This window comes from Ruminococcus sp. XPD3002, from assembly GCA_900119535.1.
GTDB lineage: Bacteria > Bacillota > Clostridia > Oscillospirales > Ruminococcaceae > Ruminococcus > Ruminococcus flavefaciens_H.
This window is the reverse complement of sequence record FPJT01000011.1, coordinates 80415-94437: the sequence shown is the minus strand read 5'-3', so window position 1 is coordinate 94437 and position 14023 is coordinate 80415. Positions and strand designations below refer to the sequence as shown.

General features: G+C 48.0%; 13 protein-coding genes. 9 read left to right on the top strand and 4 right to left on the bottom strand.

Annotation, left to right across the window (positions count from 1 at the left end):
• Positions 1–6: 6 nt before the first annotated feature.
• Positions 7–1251, bottom strand: coding sequence for a PBSX family phage terminase large subunit (locus BT127_RS11095; protein WP_075425069.1), 1245 nt, complete (start codon positions 1249–1251; stop codon positions 7–9).
• Complete coding sequence (locus tag BT127_RS11090) at positions 1229–1729, bottom strand: terminase small subunit (protein WP_075425068.1); 501 nt, start codon at positions 1727–1729, stop codon at positions 1229–1231. The genes BT127_RS11095 and BT127_RS11090 overlap by 23 nt, the downstream gene beginning before the upstream one ends.
• Before the next feature lie 405 nt (positions 1730–2134).
• Here BT127_RS11090 and BT127_RS11085 point away from each other — a divergent pair, with 405 nt between their 5' ends.
• Complete coding sequence (locus tag BT127_RS11085) at positions 2135–3337, top strand: CPBP family intramembrane glutamic endopeptidase (protein WP_075425067.1); 1203 nt, start codon at positions 2135–2137, stop codon at positions 3335–3337.
• 239 nt (positions 3338–3576) lie between these two features.
• Here BT127_RS11085 and BT127_RS11080 read toward each other — a convergent pair whose 3' ends face one another.
• Both BT127_RS11080 and BT127_RS11075 read right to left on the bottom strand, forming a co-directional pair.
• Positions 3577–4659, bottom strand: a complete 1083-nt coding sequence (locus BT127_RS11080; RefSeq protein ID WP_075425066.1) for a hypothetical protein — start codon at positions 4657–4659, stop codon at positions 3577–3579.
• Positions 4660–4761: 102 nt separating this feature from the next.
• Positions 4762–6999, bottom strand: a complete 2238-nt coding sequence (locus BT127_RS11075) for a hypothetical protein (protein ID WP_075425065.1) — start codon at positions 6997–6999, stop codon at positions 4762–4764.
• A 538-nt stretch (positions 7000–7537) separates the two neighbouring features.
• Between BT127_RS11075 and BT127_RS11070 the strand changes: the two genes are divergently transcribed.
• The 8 genes from BT127_RS11070 (at position 7538) to BT127_RS11035 (ending at position 14007) form a co-directional block, all read left to right on the top strand.
• On the top strand, positions 7538–8506 hold the full coding sequence (locus BT127_RS11070; RefSeq protein ID WP_075425064.1) for a glycosyltransferase family 2 protein: 969 nt from the start codon (positions 7538–7540) through the stop codon (positions 8504–8506).
• A 26-nt stretch (positions 8507–8532) separates the two neighbouring features.
• The gene (locus tag BT127_RS11065) at positions 8533–9690 is read left to right on the top strand and encodes a hypothetical protein (protein ID WP_075425063.1); all 1158 of its coding nucleotides are present in this window, start codon (positions 8533–8535) and stop codon (positions 9688–9690) included.
• A gap of 17 nt (positions 9691–9707) precedes the next feature.
• On the top strand, positions 9708–10208 hold the full coding sequence (gene purE / locus BT127_RS11060) for a 5-(carboxyamino)imidazole ribonucleotide mutase (RefSeq protein ID WP_075425062.1): 501 nt from the start codon (positions 9708–9710) through the stop codon (positions 10206–10208).
• A gap of 39 nt (positions 10209–10247) precedes the next feature.
• Entirely contained in the window at positions 10248–10904 is a 657-nt protein-coding gene (locus BT127_RS11055; protein WP_075425061.1) for a DUF4272 domain-containing protein, read from the top strand.
• Positions 10904–11554 (top strand): HAD hydrolase-like protein, encoded by a 651-nt coding sequence (locus tag BT127_RS11050; RefSeq protein ID WP_075425060.1) that lies wholly within the window; start codon positions 10904–10906, stop codon positions 11552–11554. Before BT127_RS11055 ends, BT127_RS11050 begins: the two co-directional genes overlap by 1 nt.
• Positions 11555–11575: 21 nt before the next feature.
• Positions 11576–11782: a DUF6440 family protein gene (locus BT127_RS11045; RefSeq protein WP_075425059.1), complete on the top strand. Its 207-nt coding sequence runs from the start codon at positions 11576–11578 to the stop codon at positions 11780–11782.
• A gap of 73 nt (positions 11783–11855) precedes the next feature.
• Positions 11856–12575 carry a phosphoribosylaminoimidazolesuccinocarboxamide synthase gene (gene purC / locus BT127_RS11040; RefSeq protein ID WP_075425058.1) on the top strand — a complete coding sequence of 240 codons (720 nt, stop codon included), beginning with the start codon at positions 11856–11858 and terminating at the stop codon, positions 12573–12575.
• 4 nt (positions 12576–12579) lie between these two features.
• Complete coding sequence (locus BT127_RS11035; RefSeq protein WP_075425057.1) at positions 12580–14007, top strand: amidophosphoribosyltransferase; 1428 nt, start codon at positions 12580–12582, stop codon at positions 14005–14007.
• Positions 14008–14023: the final 16 nt, after the last annotated feature.

Sequence of the window (14023 nt, the reverse complement as noted above, 5' to 3'; positions counted from 1 at the left end):
CGTTTTTCAGCGGGCAATCGACATTACTATCGGTGCATCTTCTCCGCTGTGTCTCAGCATATCGGAAACGAAATAGCGCAGATCGTCCATAGCGTGATCGTTCTCCTTAACGGGAGCATCGTTACCTGCTTTTTCGTTCCAGCGATACAGTGAGAATTCCCTTATTATATCCTTGCAGCTTTCGTGTATGCGGAGCTTGTTCTGCTTAAGAGCAGTTCCTACCTTTCTTATCCCCGATATAACGTCATTGTCAGCCTTTACCACTCTGAATCTGCCGTGCCTGCGGATACACTCGATGAAGCTTGCGGCAGAAGGATCTACGATGATCCTTGAAATATCGTGACTGCCTGCAAGCCTTTCCAGAGCGGCATAGTGCTCCTCGTCTGTACGGGAAGAGCCTTCACGCTTTGAGGAGTAGTAATATTCCCCGAGCCTGTACCAGACTCCGCCGCTCAGTCCCCATAGACCGAAGGACGAGGGATTGACAGTACCGTAATCGCAGGAGATAACGAAGCTTTCACATTCGACCTCTCCGCTGTACACATGTTTTTCTGCATTGAACATAGGGTAGACAACACCCTCTGCGGCAGTCCACCTGCCGAGGACGAACCTGTCATAGAAGCTGCCCGAGTACATACGTCTGTAGCGCTCCTTGACGGCTTCGGAAAGCGAGGGATTATCGTCCATAGTAAAGTGAAGGCAAAGTGCATTTTTCTCCTCCGCCTTTTTTATCCACTCGTTATAGAACCAGTGTGAAGGATTATCGGGGTTGCAGTTGAACCACATCCTCGAACCGCTTACGGAGCATCTTGCAAGAGCCTGTTCCACGAACGAACGGGGCATAAGAGCTACCTCGTCCAGAAACACACCTGAAAGAGTAATGCCCTGTATAAGTGCGGCTGAACCCTCGTCCTTGCCGCCGAACAGGTAAAAACGGTTGGTATTGCTGTGGAATGATATGTCGATGTAGTTCGCACTTATCTTCTCACTGCAAGTAAATCCGTGAGCCGACAGGAAAGCAATAAGCGGAGTTATAACGTTCCTGCGGAGGGAAGTGACGGTCTTGCCGCAAATTGCGAAGGAATTGCCGCTGAAAGAGCAGCTTGCCCACATGACAAATCCGAGGGACATGGAAAAGGTCTTTCCGCTTCTGACAGCGCCGTCGCAGATAAGTGCGTCCTTTGAGCTATAGCGTTCATCCAGCCACCAGTTCATGGTAACGAGCTGTTTAGGTGAGAATCTGATCAGCATCGTCCGCCTCCCCGACAGAAGCCGCCAGCGCCTCGATGAGACTATCGGACCTTCCGCGGTCACTGAGAGTAGTCTCGATCTCATAGAGCTTTTCAAGAGCTTTCAGCTTATCGAAGAGTTTTATCTCAACTCCCCCGCCCTTTACCCTTTTTATCTCCGAGACGTTGAAAAGGTCCAGCTTATCGATAACGTGACCGGGCGGAAGCTCGTCTGCAAATGCAAGACTGACCGCATCCGCACAGCTTCCGAACACAAGACGTTTAAGTCCCGATACCACGCAGCTTTCGCCGCCGAGAAGCTGTTTCAGTTCACTGATAAGCCTTCTGCACCTTTTGTCCCTGAGACACGCTATGCCCTCTTCGAGAGCATTTTCTCTGCTGAAGCCTGCCTTCACAGCAGCTTCGCCCACACTTCCGAGGGTGACATAGAAGCAGCAGAACAGCTTTTCCTCATTGCTTAACTTGTTTGAAATGACCATTACCTCCTTTACTGTTTCATGTGAACATCACCGTTCATAAGGGGTGCGGAAAAGGCACTTATTCAACCTAAAAAGGTTGAATAAGAAAAAAATTTTTTTGCAGTTTTTATTCCCGATGCGGCAAATTTCCCGATATATTGCCAAATTGACAAAAATCAATTTCCAGAAATATTTAAGGGAGCGCCGCCCCTACAGGATTTCAGGTTTGTGGGTAATTATCCGTTTACCAACGGGCGCACGGAATGCGCCCCTACAATTCAAATTCGTCCCAGTCAGGGAACACATTAATTAAGCATTATGAATTAAAAGGGTACACACTGTGCGCCTGATGCGATACCTCTTTACAAGCGGTGAGAAATATGTTAAAATAAGAATAATCGAATAGAAAGAGAGGAAAACAGTTCAATGTCGGATAATATAACCCCCGAACACTACAGGGCGGAAATAGCGATGCTGAACCATGAGATATACAGCCTTACTCAGAAACTCGAAAAAAAGGAGCAGGAACGTCTCAGGGCAGCCGCGATCGACCAATACGATCCGTTTGACAACCCGACGGAATACAAGGGTTTCAGCGGTGATTACAGCAAAATAGAGCCGAATATAACCGTTGCGGATTACGTGCTCCCACTTGAACCCGACTATTCCGAACGCAGGAACCTGCGCAGGAATTACTCCATAGGCGGCTGGTGTACACTGTTCCAGTTCGGCGCAAGCTACCTGCTGATAACCGCTCTTGCGGAGCTTGTTGCAGGGATAATAGTTATGATGAACAACGGCGCGACCATGACCTCCATACATCGGTATATGAACGGAAGCTCGATATCTTCGGGACTGAATATGCTAGTATATCTGATATGCAACGTTGTATTCGCCTTCGTGGGACTGAAATGGGCAGGTATCAAAGGCTCGCAGCTGATACGTACCCGTGATTTTGGTCTCGGGACCGCCGTTCAGTATTGCTGTGCCGCATTTTTTCTATGGGCGGTATCGGCTTTTGCAGGCAACGGCATAAGCGAGATAATGGAGGAATTCGGCTATGCATCGAATCCCGTGGACACGAGCGACTACGCGAAAACAGGCATCGGATTTGCGGTCCTGACCATATACACCTGCATAATCGCTCCCATAACCGAGGAACTTTTCTTCCGAGGGATGCTTCTTCGGGTACTCGGCAAGGCTAACCAGCGTTTCGCAGTTTTTGCAACAGCATTCTTCTTCGGACTCGCCCACGGCAATATACCGCAGTTCATCCTTGCGTTCACAATAGGTATTTTCCTGGGACACATAACGCTGAAACACGGTTCGATAATCCCGTCGGTAATAGTCCACATATTCCTTAACAGCTTCTCAACGATACTGGAAGAGGTAAGCGATACAGACGATATGTTCTTCCTCTTTGCAATTGAAATGATAATGATAGCAGGAGCAGTATTCGGACTTATCATGCTGATATCCTTCATGGTAAACAACCGTCTCCCCTCTACCACACCAAAGCAGAGCAGAAGAGGATTCAGCGTTGCGGCAGGTTCGATACCCTTCATTGCATCGGTAATGTTACAGCTGGCGTACATCCTTGCAAATATAATTATCAGCAAGCACAATTAGGCATAAAAAATAGCCATAGCACCACCAAAAGCAGTGGTACTATGGCTTTTCTGTTGTAATTATAGCAGTATCATAAAACGGAATCTGATAAGAACATATGAGGGGCGCTCGGAAAGCGCCCCTACAAATCGTTTTTTTATGTAGGGGCGAGTTCCGCTCGCCCGCTATTATTTCCCGGTCTGATGTATCATGAGGATAGGATATCTGAATATACATCGCCCCATGACACACCGTCATTATTACTCTTCGGGGTTATCGTTAACAGTCTGCTTGATATCGGGCTTTTCGCTCTCTGCATAAGGCTTCATCGTTGCAGCCTTGGGATCATACTTGAGTATGAGCTTCTTGACACTTTCGTCCTGAGTAAGGTTGAATGTCATTTTCAGAGCCTGAAGGGCATTGGGGATATCGTTTTCGCTGAGGAAGTGCATAGAGAGCTGTGCAGCCACAGATATAACGTTCTTGTCGGGACCGAACTCCATACCGTACTTCTTCATGGTCTCAACGACAGTTTCCTGCGGAGGAACCTTTACAGGAGTTCCCTTAAGGTCAGCAACATGCTGTATCTCTCTTGGGATAGCAGGATTAGGAGCCATCATAGCGCTTGCGGTATAGAACACGACAGCGTCCTCATACTCGGCAAAATCTGTAAGCATATAACCCATATTAGCATAGCAGCGTGCAATAGCAAGAGGTGAAGAAGCAACCTTAAGAGTCTGCTGAGTTACCTCTATCATGCGCTTTTTATTCTTGATGAGCTTGAATATTTCAGCCATTTCAAAGAGCGGTCCCACGTCAACAGGGTTGTATTCTATAGCCTTTTCGAGAATAGGGAGAGCGTCTATAGTAGAGCCTGTTTCAACGAGAATGAAAGCATAAGTAGCAAGATAAGCGCAGAAATCAAAGGGAGTGCGGTTAAGAGTCTTTTCCGAAGGGAAAAGGAGCTGACAAAGATTATCCTCAAAGGGGTTTCTCAGTGAAACGAACTTTACCTTATCAGTCTCTGCGAAGTCAACAGTTACCTTCTTATAGAGCTTTTCAGCAAGGCTTTTAGCCTCTATCAGTTTCTTTTCGGAAATAAGCCGATTCACCTGATTGTAGATCTCGTCCATTCTCACACCGTCGATATGAGTAAGGCGGATTATCTCGTTTCTGCGTTCCTCGGGCATATTCTCCATAAGGAGCTCGCCTACAGCCTTAACAGCGTCATAATTGCTCTCATGGGCATAGCGTTCGCCTGCTTCTTTAAGGAACTTCTCGTTTGCTTCTGCATCGTCGCCCATATGTGAGCGGAGTTCTTCAAGGATATCATTGTAAGCCATATTTTCTACCTCATTTACATTATATTTCTGTAGGGAAATCCCCTATTTATACCATTCCCCCGCTGTGCGGCGGGGGAATTATTTTATTAAGTGATAAAGCTATCAATAGCCTCTCTTTGCCATTTCTTTTCTGAACTTGGCATCGATCTTTTCCTGCTTCTTCTGAGCCTTGATCTCAGCCTTTGTCATAGGTCTGCTGTAGTCGTTATCGTAAGGGGACGAATTGAATGTGGAATTATAACCGCCTGTATTCGCCGGACGATAAGGTGACTTCTGAGCAGGTTTCTTAGGCTTGAATTCACTGTACTGAGGAGTTGCAACAGTCTTTGAAGCAGCTACGGCAGCGGCAGCAGCTCTCTGGTCGCGCTGGATAGCTGCGGAACTGTCACCCAGTTCTGAGAGAACATCCTCAACGGAATTGATAACACGTGATCTCTGGACCATGCCCTGAGTATCTGTAAGGCTCTGGTTAGCATACTCCTTTGATTCTGAGATAGCGTGTATGAACGCCTGAGAAGTAGCCTTTGTATGCTCGTGAACAGCGATCTTTGAGATGTTTGCGGTTGCAGGGACATTTCCTCTTGCAGCAGCTGCTGCAGCGATCCTCTGTCCGGGAGTCATACGGTTGTAAGGAATATCCTCGGGATCGATGATCTCAGCGCCGCTCTTCTGAGCGAACTCAAGATCAACAGGTGCCTGCTGACCGGGGATAGGAGCGAGTATAGGCTGACCGTTCTCATCATAGCCTGATATCTGCATCTGGATGTATGTATATACAGGGTTATTATCGAGGTCATAGCCTGCGAACTGAGGTACAGAAACGATCTGTCCGGAAGGCTCTTCGCCCTCTGAAGCCTTTGCAACAGTTCTCGGAACTGAAGGCTTCTTCGGCTGTGCAGGCTGAATGGGAGCTGTCTGCTGTACAGGTGTGCTCTGCTGAACAGGAGCAGCAGGCTGAACAGGCTCGAGGTAATCCAGCGGAGGAAGCTCGGGCTGAACGGGAGCTGCTTCAACAACAGGAGTCTCGTCGTATTCGGGCACGATCTCCTCTTCCTCACGGACACCGAAGTCCTCGCCGAGGTTACTGTAAGGTGAAGGATTTATATCATCGATAAGAGGCTGTTTGAGAGCATTTACAGCTGCAACTGCTCTTGCAGAGATGCTGTTGCCCTCTTCGCGTGTAGGAGCCTTGTATCCGCCGAGAGTAGCTGCGGCAGCAGCTGCTGCGGACTCTATATCGTCGATAACAGGTGCAGGGGCAAGCTCTGCCATCTCAGCGGGCTCATCGGGAGATAATGCAGGAGCTGTAGGAGCTATAGGAGCATTTGCCTCTGTCATGTTGTTATATCCGAAGAGCTGATTAGCAACTGAATCCCACTCGTTTGCAGCAGGAGCAGCTTCCTGTACAGGAGCGTTATTGTACTGAGGTGCCTGCTGTGCACCGTAATTGTTCTGCGGAGCGCCATAGTTGTTCTGCTGTGCACCGTAATTATTCTGCGGAGCACCGTAGCTGTTCTGCTGTGCACCGTAATTATTCTGTGAAGCGCCATAGTTATTCTGCGGAGCCTCATATGAGTTCTGCTGCTCGGGAGCATTGCTCTGAGAACCTATAGCAAACATGCTCATGATATCATTGCCCTGTGGCAGCTGGTTGCCGTTCATTGCGGGAGCAGGTGCAGGTGCAGGCTGCTGTGGCTGAGCAGGCTGTGCGGGTATAGCAAACTGAGCAAGAAAATCGTTCTGAGGTGAAACGGGAGCAGAAGCTGCAGGAGCTTCTTCTGTATCGTGAACTGCGAACTGAGCAAGGAAATCGTCAGTTGTTTCAGGCTCTGAAACGATCTCCTCTTCCGGTTCCTCTGGAACATTTATAGCAAACTGTGAGAGGGTATTGTCCATAGCGACATTTGTTCCGGGGATCTTTACAACTTCTTCCTCGGGAACGTTGTTCGGTTCAGGCTCGGGATCGCTGAACGGTGAACGGAAAGGCTCAGGCTTGAAAGCTCTTTCGCTGACCTGTTTTTCGGGAGCAGCGGTTATCTTTGCAGTGGTATTTCCGAGAGGAACGATACCTTCGTCGCTAAGGCCCATCTTAGCACGCTGTTTTTCCTCTTTCATGAGCTTAGCCATTTCTTTTTTATCAGATCTTATGATCTCCTTGGCGATGCGTTCCTTACATTTTTCGCAGGTGATCTCCTTAAGGTCCTTCATCCTGTCGCCTCTGCGAAAACGAGTAACGTTTTCAGGCTTGAGAAGGTTTATACCGCAGCCCGTCTTTTTATCATTACTGGTGCCATGTACCTCGTCATTGAAAGAAGTGGTAACAAGTGTTATATACATCATAACGATTCTCCTTTCCGTCCGTCAAAAAACCGCACGGACACCGCTTTCACGGCAGCGTAAGCCGAATTCATCCGATTGAGCTGCTTTTTTACTCCAAAAGCTCCCCGAGGGAGCAACTGTATACTCCTTACAGCATAAGAAAATGCAGACTCCATATATTTATATTATACATTATGCGACAAAAAAAATCAACACTTTCTTAAAAATAACCACGTAAAATTATACCAAATTCAATTTTTTCGGAGAAAACAACAAAACGTTATAGTGTTTTTTGTCAAAAACTCCACATACTGTTTGAAATAACTGAATAACATTCACATTATCCGAGATAATTATTTTTTTCTTTTTGTAATCTGTTTTTCTCAATTAATAATCACCCTCTCCGTGATGAGCAGTTCTCTTTGAAACATTTTTGTATTTTTTTCATTTTTCTCTTGCAGTGCTGAGTGTTTTGTAGTATAATAAAAGTGTATTGATTAAAGACAGAGAATAAAGCTCCGTTTAATTATTATAAATGTATGTCAAAAGGAGGAGTTTCATGAAACTCGTTTCAGTTGTCGTGCCATGCTACAACGAAGAAGAAGTTCTCCCCATGTTCTATGAGGAGATAATTAAAGTAACAAACGGCATGTCTGAAAAATGGCCCGAACTCACTTTTGAGTTCCTGTTTATAAACGACGGTTCAAAGGACCGCACCCTCGAAATTTTCCGTGAGCTTGCGGATAAGGACAAGCGTGTAAGATACATTTCCTTCTCGCGTAACTTCGGCAAGGAATCGGGAATGTACGCAGGTCTTAAGAACGCAAAGGGCGATTACGTTGTCGTAATGGACGCCGATCTCCAGCATCCCCCTGCATTTCTTCCCGAAATGTACGGTCATGTAAAGGACGGAGAGTACGACTGCGCTACCACACGCCGTGTGAACCGTAAAGGTGAATCAAAGATACGTTCATGGTTCGCAATGAAGTTCTACAAGATCATGAACAAGATATCCCAGACCGAGATAGTTGACGGCGCTCAGGATTTCCGCTTCATGACACGTCAGATGGTGGATGCAATACTCGATATGTCCGAGTATAACCGTTTCTCAAAGGGTATTTTCAGCTGGGTAGGCTTCAAGGTAAAGTACCTCCCCTACGAGAACGTAGAGCGTCCCGCAGGCACTACATCATGGTCCTTCTGGGGACTCTTCAAGTATTCTCTTGAAGGCATCATGGCGTTCTCGACAGCTCCGCTGGCTATCGCCTCGATGCTCGGAATAATCAGCTGTATCATAGCATTCATACTCATGATAATAACAGTCATAAAAACGCTTGTTTTCGGCGATCCCGTTGCAGGCTATCCGACCACTATATGCGTGATATTCCTGCTGAGCGGACTCCAGCTCTTCTGTACGGGAATACTCGGTCAGTACCTTGCAAAGACCTATCTCGAAACAAAACACCGTCCGATATACATTGCAAGCGAGACCGACGAGATATACCGCTCCAAAAAGAAAAATGCCTGAATTTCTCCGCTGAGAGGTGAACCGTATTGAACAAGCACACCAGACTTGTAGTATCTCTGCTGTTTATGTTCATTATCGTCCTTGCAGCAGCCATAACCCGTTTCTACTATACAGAACCCGAAGGCACAGGCAGTAATTCTTCACAGGCGGAGATAGTCCGCAGACTTGACAGCGACTCGAAAGGAAACAGGATATTTTCCGACAGCAATAACCTTTACGGCATCATCGACGGCAGCGACCGCATAATCGTAGCTCCCGAGTGGAACTCGCTTGAATTCGCAGCCGATAACTGCTGCATAGCCTCAAAGCGCATAGGCGGGCACATGATGTGCGGCTGTATCGACTACGAGGGAAATATCATCATACCTTTTATATACAGGAGCATAACCGGCCGCAGTGCAGACAAGGTCAGCTACTACACCGCTGTTTCGGATTCCGATAATTCGGTGGTGGTCTACAGTGACAGCTTCAGACCGATGTTCAGGCGTTCATGGGACAGCTGTGTTGCCAACGCCAACGGGCTTGTACTCAGTACCGCAAAGGGTATCTACACCTACTCGCCTTCCTCTGAGGATTTTCTCTTCAAGAGTGCTTCGGTAACGGGTGAGACTCTCGGATGCAGCTACACCTTCGACATATCAAGCCGTGTACTGCTTTCAAAACTGAACGTCAACATGCTTGAAATGATATCGGATTCCGTCGGCAGATACCTTGAATACGCCTACAGCGGCAACGATGATATGCTCAGCAGCATAACCACGGGAAGTCACGGAAACTTCGTGCAGCTCTTCCCCGATGACCACAAGATACTCTCGAAACGCCTTATAAGCGTTCCCGATATATACATATACTCCGCAAAGTCGGAGGATGATACACCGCATTACTCCGTTTCAGTCGTAACCGATACCGAGATAAACTACTCGGACGAAACAGGCGAAGCAAAGACAATGCGTGACGAATATCGTGCATCGATAGAATTCAGCGGCAGCAGCGAAAGCAACCTCACCGCTGTTTCGGGTTCGTTCCTACAGAGCGCTCCCGAATATCCGAAACCCGAGCCTCCCACAGAGAGTGCGGAGGAAAATGACAATAACGATCCGCAGAAGCCTACGGGACCTCACGAAAGCTATGACGGTGATCCGTCGCCGAAGATAGAGCCTACCACAGCTTCTGCTTCACAATGAAAAAAGGAGATAATACCATGTCAAAGAAAGTTGCAGTTATCATGGGAAGCGACAGCGATTTCCCTGTTGTTAAATCAGCACTTACAGAGCTGAAAAAATACGGCGTAGAGTTCGAGTGCAGAGTAATGAGTGCTCACAGAACTCCCGCAGAAGCCTGCGAATTCGCTTCAAAGGCAAGAGAAAACGGCTTCGGCGCTATCATATGTGCCGCAGGTATGGCAGCTCACCTTGCAGGCGTAGTTGCAGGCCACACAACTCTCCCCGTTATCGGTATCCCGATGAAGTCAAAGGCACTCGAGGGTGTTGACGCTCTCCTTGCTACAGTAATGATGCCTCCGGGAGTACCTGTTGCAACAGTCGGCATAGACGGCGCAAAGAATGCGGCAGTGCTTGCAGTACAGATGCTTGCGATCTCGGACGAGGAGCTTGCAGCTAAGCTCGCAGCCGAAAAGAAGGCTATGGCTGACGGCGTTATCGCCAAGGACAAGGCGCTTCAGGAGCAGATAGCAGCTCTCTGATACATTAAAAAACATCCCCCACATAAGGAGGTTATTGATATGACACCTGCTGAAAGAAAAGAACGTTCAGAAAAAATACTCAGGGAAAAAGGCATCGGAGTCAACGATGCGCTTCCGATGATAGAGCCTGCATCACAGGTCAATATGAGAAGTCTCGACGCAATATGCCGCCGTGCTCTCTCAGCTATCATATCCACACAGATAGGCTGTGCCATAGGCGCAGAGGACACCGATCAGGTGCGCTATTTCATCGGACTTATCCAGCATTACGGCCTTGAACTCAACCTCAACCCCAAGGAGATGCTCCTTATAAACGGCAAGTTCACAGGTACGGACGTTACGGAAGTCATCTGGGAATACGAGGACTTCTGGGCTATCGCATGGGCAATGGGACTCGTAGACGATATCACCGATGCAAACGAGATTTGCGACGTTGAAGCCGCTGTACGCCTTGTATCTTCCTGCCAGACCTTAGAGGAATTCAAGAACAAATGCCATCCGAGAGATATCGACGAGATACTCGATATGCTCGACCTGTATTTCAGATACAGCTGGGCAGTTGTCCGCAAAGACACAGTTGATCCCGATTGTCCCACAGGCGGTCTGAACGGACAGGTAGTATTCGAGCGCAGACGCGGTCTTGAATGGCTGTTCTCAAACACAGATAACTGGTTCGACCTTACACTTGCTACGTAATGAAGAACTTTGATACACTTCTCTTCGACCTCGACGGAACTCTCACAGACTCCACCGAGGGAATCATAAACTGCCTTGAACACGCCATAAAGCAGATGGGATTTGAAGTGCCCGAGGATACAAACAAGTTCCTCGGACCGCCTATACGCCAGTCCTTTGCCGAGTTTCTCGGCATGAACGACGAGCAGATAACCGAAGCGGTAAAGATATTCCGCGAAAGGTACTCCACCGTCGGACTCTTCGAGAACCGCGTATACGACGGTATCCCCGAGCTGCTGGACAGGCTCAGGAGCGCAGGCAAACGCCTGATGATAGCCACAAGCAAACCTGAGGTATACGCAGTACGCATAGCCGACAGATTCGGCATGTCGCCATACTTCGATATCATCGGCGGAGCCGAGCTTGACGGTTCAAGGGACTACAAGCACGAGGTGATAGAGTACGTCCTTGCAAAATCGGGCATAACCGACAGGAGCAGCGTACTTATGATAGGCGACCGCAGGCAGGATGTTCTCGGCGCGCATAAGACAGGTCTGAAATGTATGGGAGTCCTCTGGGGCTACGGCCCCGTTGAGGAGCTTACGCAGGCAGGTGCGGACTATATCACACGTACACCGCAGTCGGCGGCAGATATGCTGCTGCGTGTATAATTATCAGGAAAGGAACATTCCATGTTCGGTAAAGAAAAAGAGCCAAAAAGATTCGCCATAAGAGCCCAACAGACTCTCGGCGTGAACGGCGCAATACAGATAATCGTCGATAAGAAAACAGGCGTGAATTACCTGAATACTCTCGGTGCGGGAGCTTCGGGACTTACTCCCCTGCTGGACGAAAACGGCAAAGTCGTTGTGACTCCCGTTTCAGACGGCATTGAATAAACCTACAATTTCCGCAATGATGCGGAATTGCATAAACAATCACAATTTTTAATATCTCAGGAGGAATTTAAAAATGGAAAACATCGAAAAGAAGGAACAGCTCTACGAGGGCAAGGCTAAGAAGGTATTTGCTACAAACGATCCCGACCTCGTTATCGTCGATTACAAGGACGATGCTACAGCTTTCAACGGCGAGAAGAAGGGCACTATCTCAGGCAAGGGCGTCATCAACAACAGAATGACAAACTACATGTTCAAGATGCTCGAGAAGGAAGGCGTTCCGACACATCTCGTTGAGGAGATCAGCGACCGTGAGACTATCGTTAAGAAGGTATCTATCGTTCCTCTTGAGGTTATCATCAGAAACGTAGCAGCAGGCAGCTTCTCAAAGAGAATGGGCGTTGAGGAAGGCAAGAAGCTCCTTTGCCCTATACTCGAATTCAGCTATAAGAACGACGATCTCGGCGATCCTTTCATCAACGACTACTATGCACTCGCACTCGGTCTTGCTACAAAGGAAGAGCTCGACACTATCGCTAAGTACGCTTTCAAGGTAAACGAGTTCATGGTAAACTTCTTCAAGAAGCTCAACATCGACCTCATCGACTTCAAGATCGAGTTCGGTAAGACTTCCGACGGAACTATTATCCTCGCTGACGAGATCTCACCTGATACATGCCGTTTCTGGGACAGCACAACTCACGAAAAGCTCGATAAGGACCGCTTCCGCAGAGATATGGGCGGCGTTGAAGAGGCTTATCAGGAAATCATGAAGAGACTTATGGGAGAATAATGCAATGGGCGGATTCTTCGGTGCAGCATCAAAAAACGACTGCGTTACTGACGTTTTCTTCGGTACAGACTATCATTCGCATCTCGGCACACGCCGCGGCGGTATGACATCTTATGCCGAGGATCTGGGATTCCAGAGAAACATCCACAGCATTGAAAACTCCCCGTTCAGGACAAAATTTGAAAATGACGTTATAAAAATGAAGGGCAAGCTCTGTATCGGCTGTATCAGCGATACAGATCCCCAGCCTATACTGGTCCGCTCAAAGCTCGGACTCTATGCAGTATGTACAGTCGGAATCATCCGCAATGCAGACGCACTTGTAAACGAGCTTCTTGAAAACGGCTGTGCCAATTTCGAGACAATGAGCAGCGGAAATATCAATTCGGGCGACCTTATCGGCGCTCTCATTGCACAGAAGGACAACTTCGTGGACGGTATCCGCTATGCACAGGATAAGATAGAGGGTACAATGTCCCTTATCATCCTCACAAAGAACAGCATCATCGCCGCAAGGGACAAGTTCGGAAGACTTCCCATAATCATCGGCAGAAGAAGCGACGGTTTCTGTCTTTCAACCGAGTCCTTCGCATTCCAGAAGCTTGGATACGATACATACAAGGAGCTTCAGGCAGGCGAGATCGCTGAACTTACAGCAGACGAGTGCCGCACACTCAGCGAAGGCGATCCCTCAAAGATGAAGATATGTACCTTCCTGTGGACATATTACGGCTATCCGAATGCCGTATACGAAGGTATCAACGTAGAAGTCATGCGTACACGCAACGGCGAGATCATGGCTGAAAATGATATGAAGAACGGCAGACTTCCCGATGTGGACTATATCTGCGGCGTTCCCGATTCAGGAACTCCACACGCTATCGGCTATGCCAACAAGAGCGGCATACCATTTGCAAGACCGTTCATAAAATACACCCCCACATGGCCAAGAAGCTTCATGCCGACAAATCAGAGCATGAGAAATCAGGTGGCAAAAATGAAGCTCATTCCCGTTCACGAGCTTATCGTGGGCAAAAAGCTTCTCTTTGTGGATGACAGTATCGTCCGCGGCACACAGATGAGAGAAACTGTAGAGTTCCTTTACGAGAACGGTGCCAAGGAAGTACATATGCGTTCTGCCTGTCCGCCTATAATGTATGGCTGCAAATACCTCAACTTCTCACGCAGCACCTCTGAAATGGAGCTCATCGCACGTCAGATAATCGACGAATTCGAGGGCGCAGAGGGTATAAAGTACATTTCAGAATACAGCGATTCAAATACAGAAAGAGGCAGACGTCTCCGCGACGAGATCTGCCGCAGACTCAAGCTCACTTCACTTGAATTCCAGTCACTTCCGGGTACTGTTGCAGCTGTTGCTCCGATGGAAGAATGTAAGCTCTGCACTTACTGCTGGAACGGACAAGAATAATTCAGCTTTAAGCTGT

Coding starts and splice junctions, on each gene's coding strand:
- BT127_RS11095 (WP_075425069.1), bottom strand. CDS start 1,251: ATGCTGATCAGATTCTCACCTAAACAGCTCGTTACCATGAACTGGTGG.
- BT127_RS11090 (WP_075425068.1), bottom strand. CDS start 1,729: ATGGTCATTTCAAACAAGTTAAGCAATGAGGAAAAGCTGTTCTGCTGC.
- BT127_RS11085 (WP_075425067.1), top strand. CDS start 2,135: ATGTCGGATAATATAACCCCCGAACACTACAGGGCGGAAATAGCGATG.
- BT127_RS11080 (WP_075425066.1), bottom strand. CDS start 4,659: ATGGCTTACAATGATATCCTTGAAGAACTCCGCTCACATATGGGCGAC.
- BT127_RS11075 (WP_075425065.1), bottom strand. CDS start 6,999: ATGATGTATATAACACTTGTTACCACTTCTTTCAATGACGAGGTACAT.
- BT127_RS11070 (WP_075425064.1), top strand. CDS start 7,538: ATGAAACTCGTTTCAGTTGTCGTGCCATGCTACAACGAAGAAGAAGTT.
- purE (WP_075425062.1), top strand. CDS start 9,708: ATGTCAAAGAAAGTTGCAGTTATCATGGGAAGCGACAGCGATTTCCCT.
- BT127_RS11055 (WP_075425061.1), top strand. CDS start 10,248: ATGACACCTGCTGAAAGAAAAGAACGTTCAGAAAAAATACTCAGGGAA.
- BT127_RS11050 (WP_075425060.1), top strand. CDS start 10,904: ATGAAGAACTTTGATACACTTCTCTTCGACCTCGACGGAACTCTCACA.
- BT127_RS11045 (WP_075425059.1), top strand. CDS start 11,576: ATGTTCGGTAAAGAAAAAGAGCCAAAAAGATTCGCCATAAGAGCCCAA.
- purC (WP_075425058.1), top strand. CDS start 11,856: ATGGAAAACATCGAAAAGAAGGAACAGCTCTACGAGGGCAAGGCTAAG.
- BT127_RS11035 (WP_075425057.1), top strand. CDS start 12,580: ATGGGCGGATTCTTCGGTGCAGCATCAAAAAACGACTGCGTTACTGAC.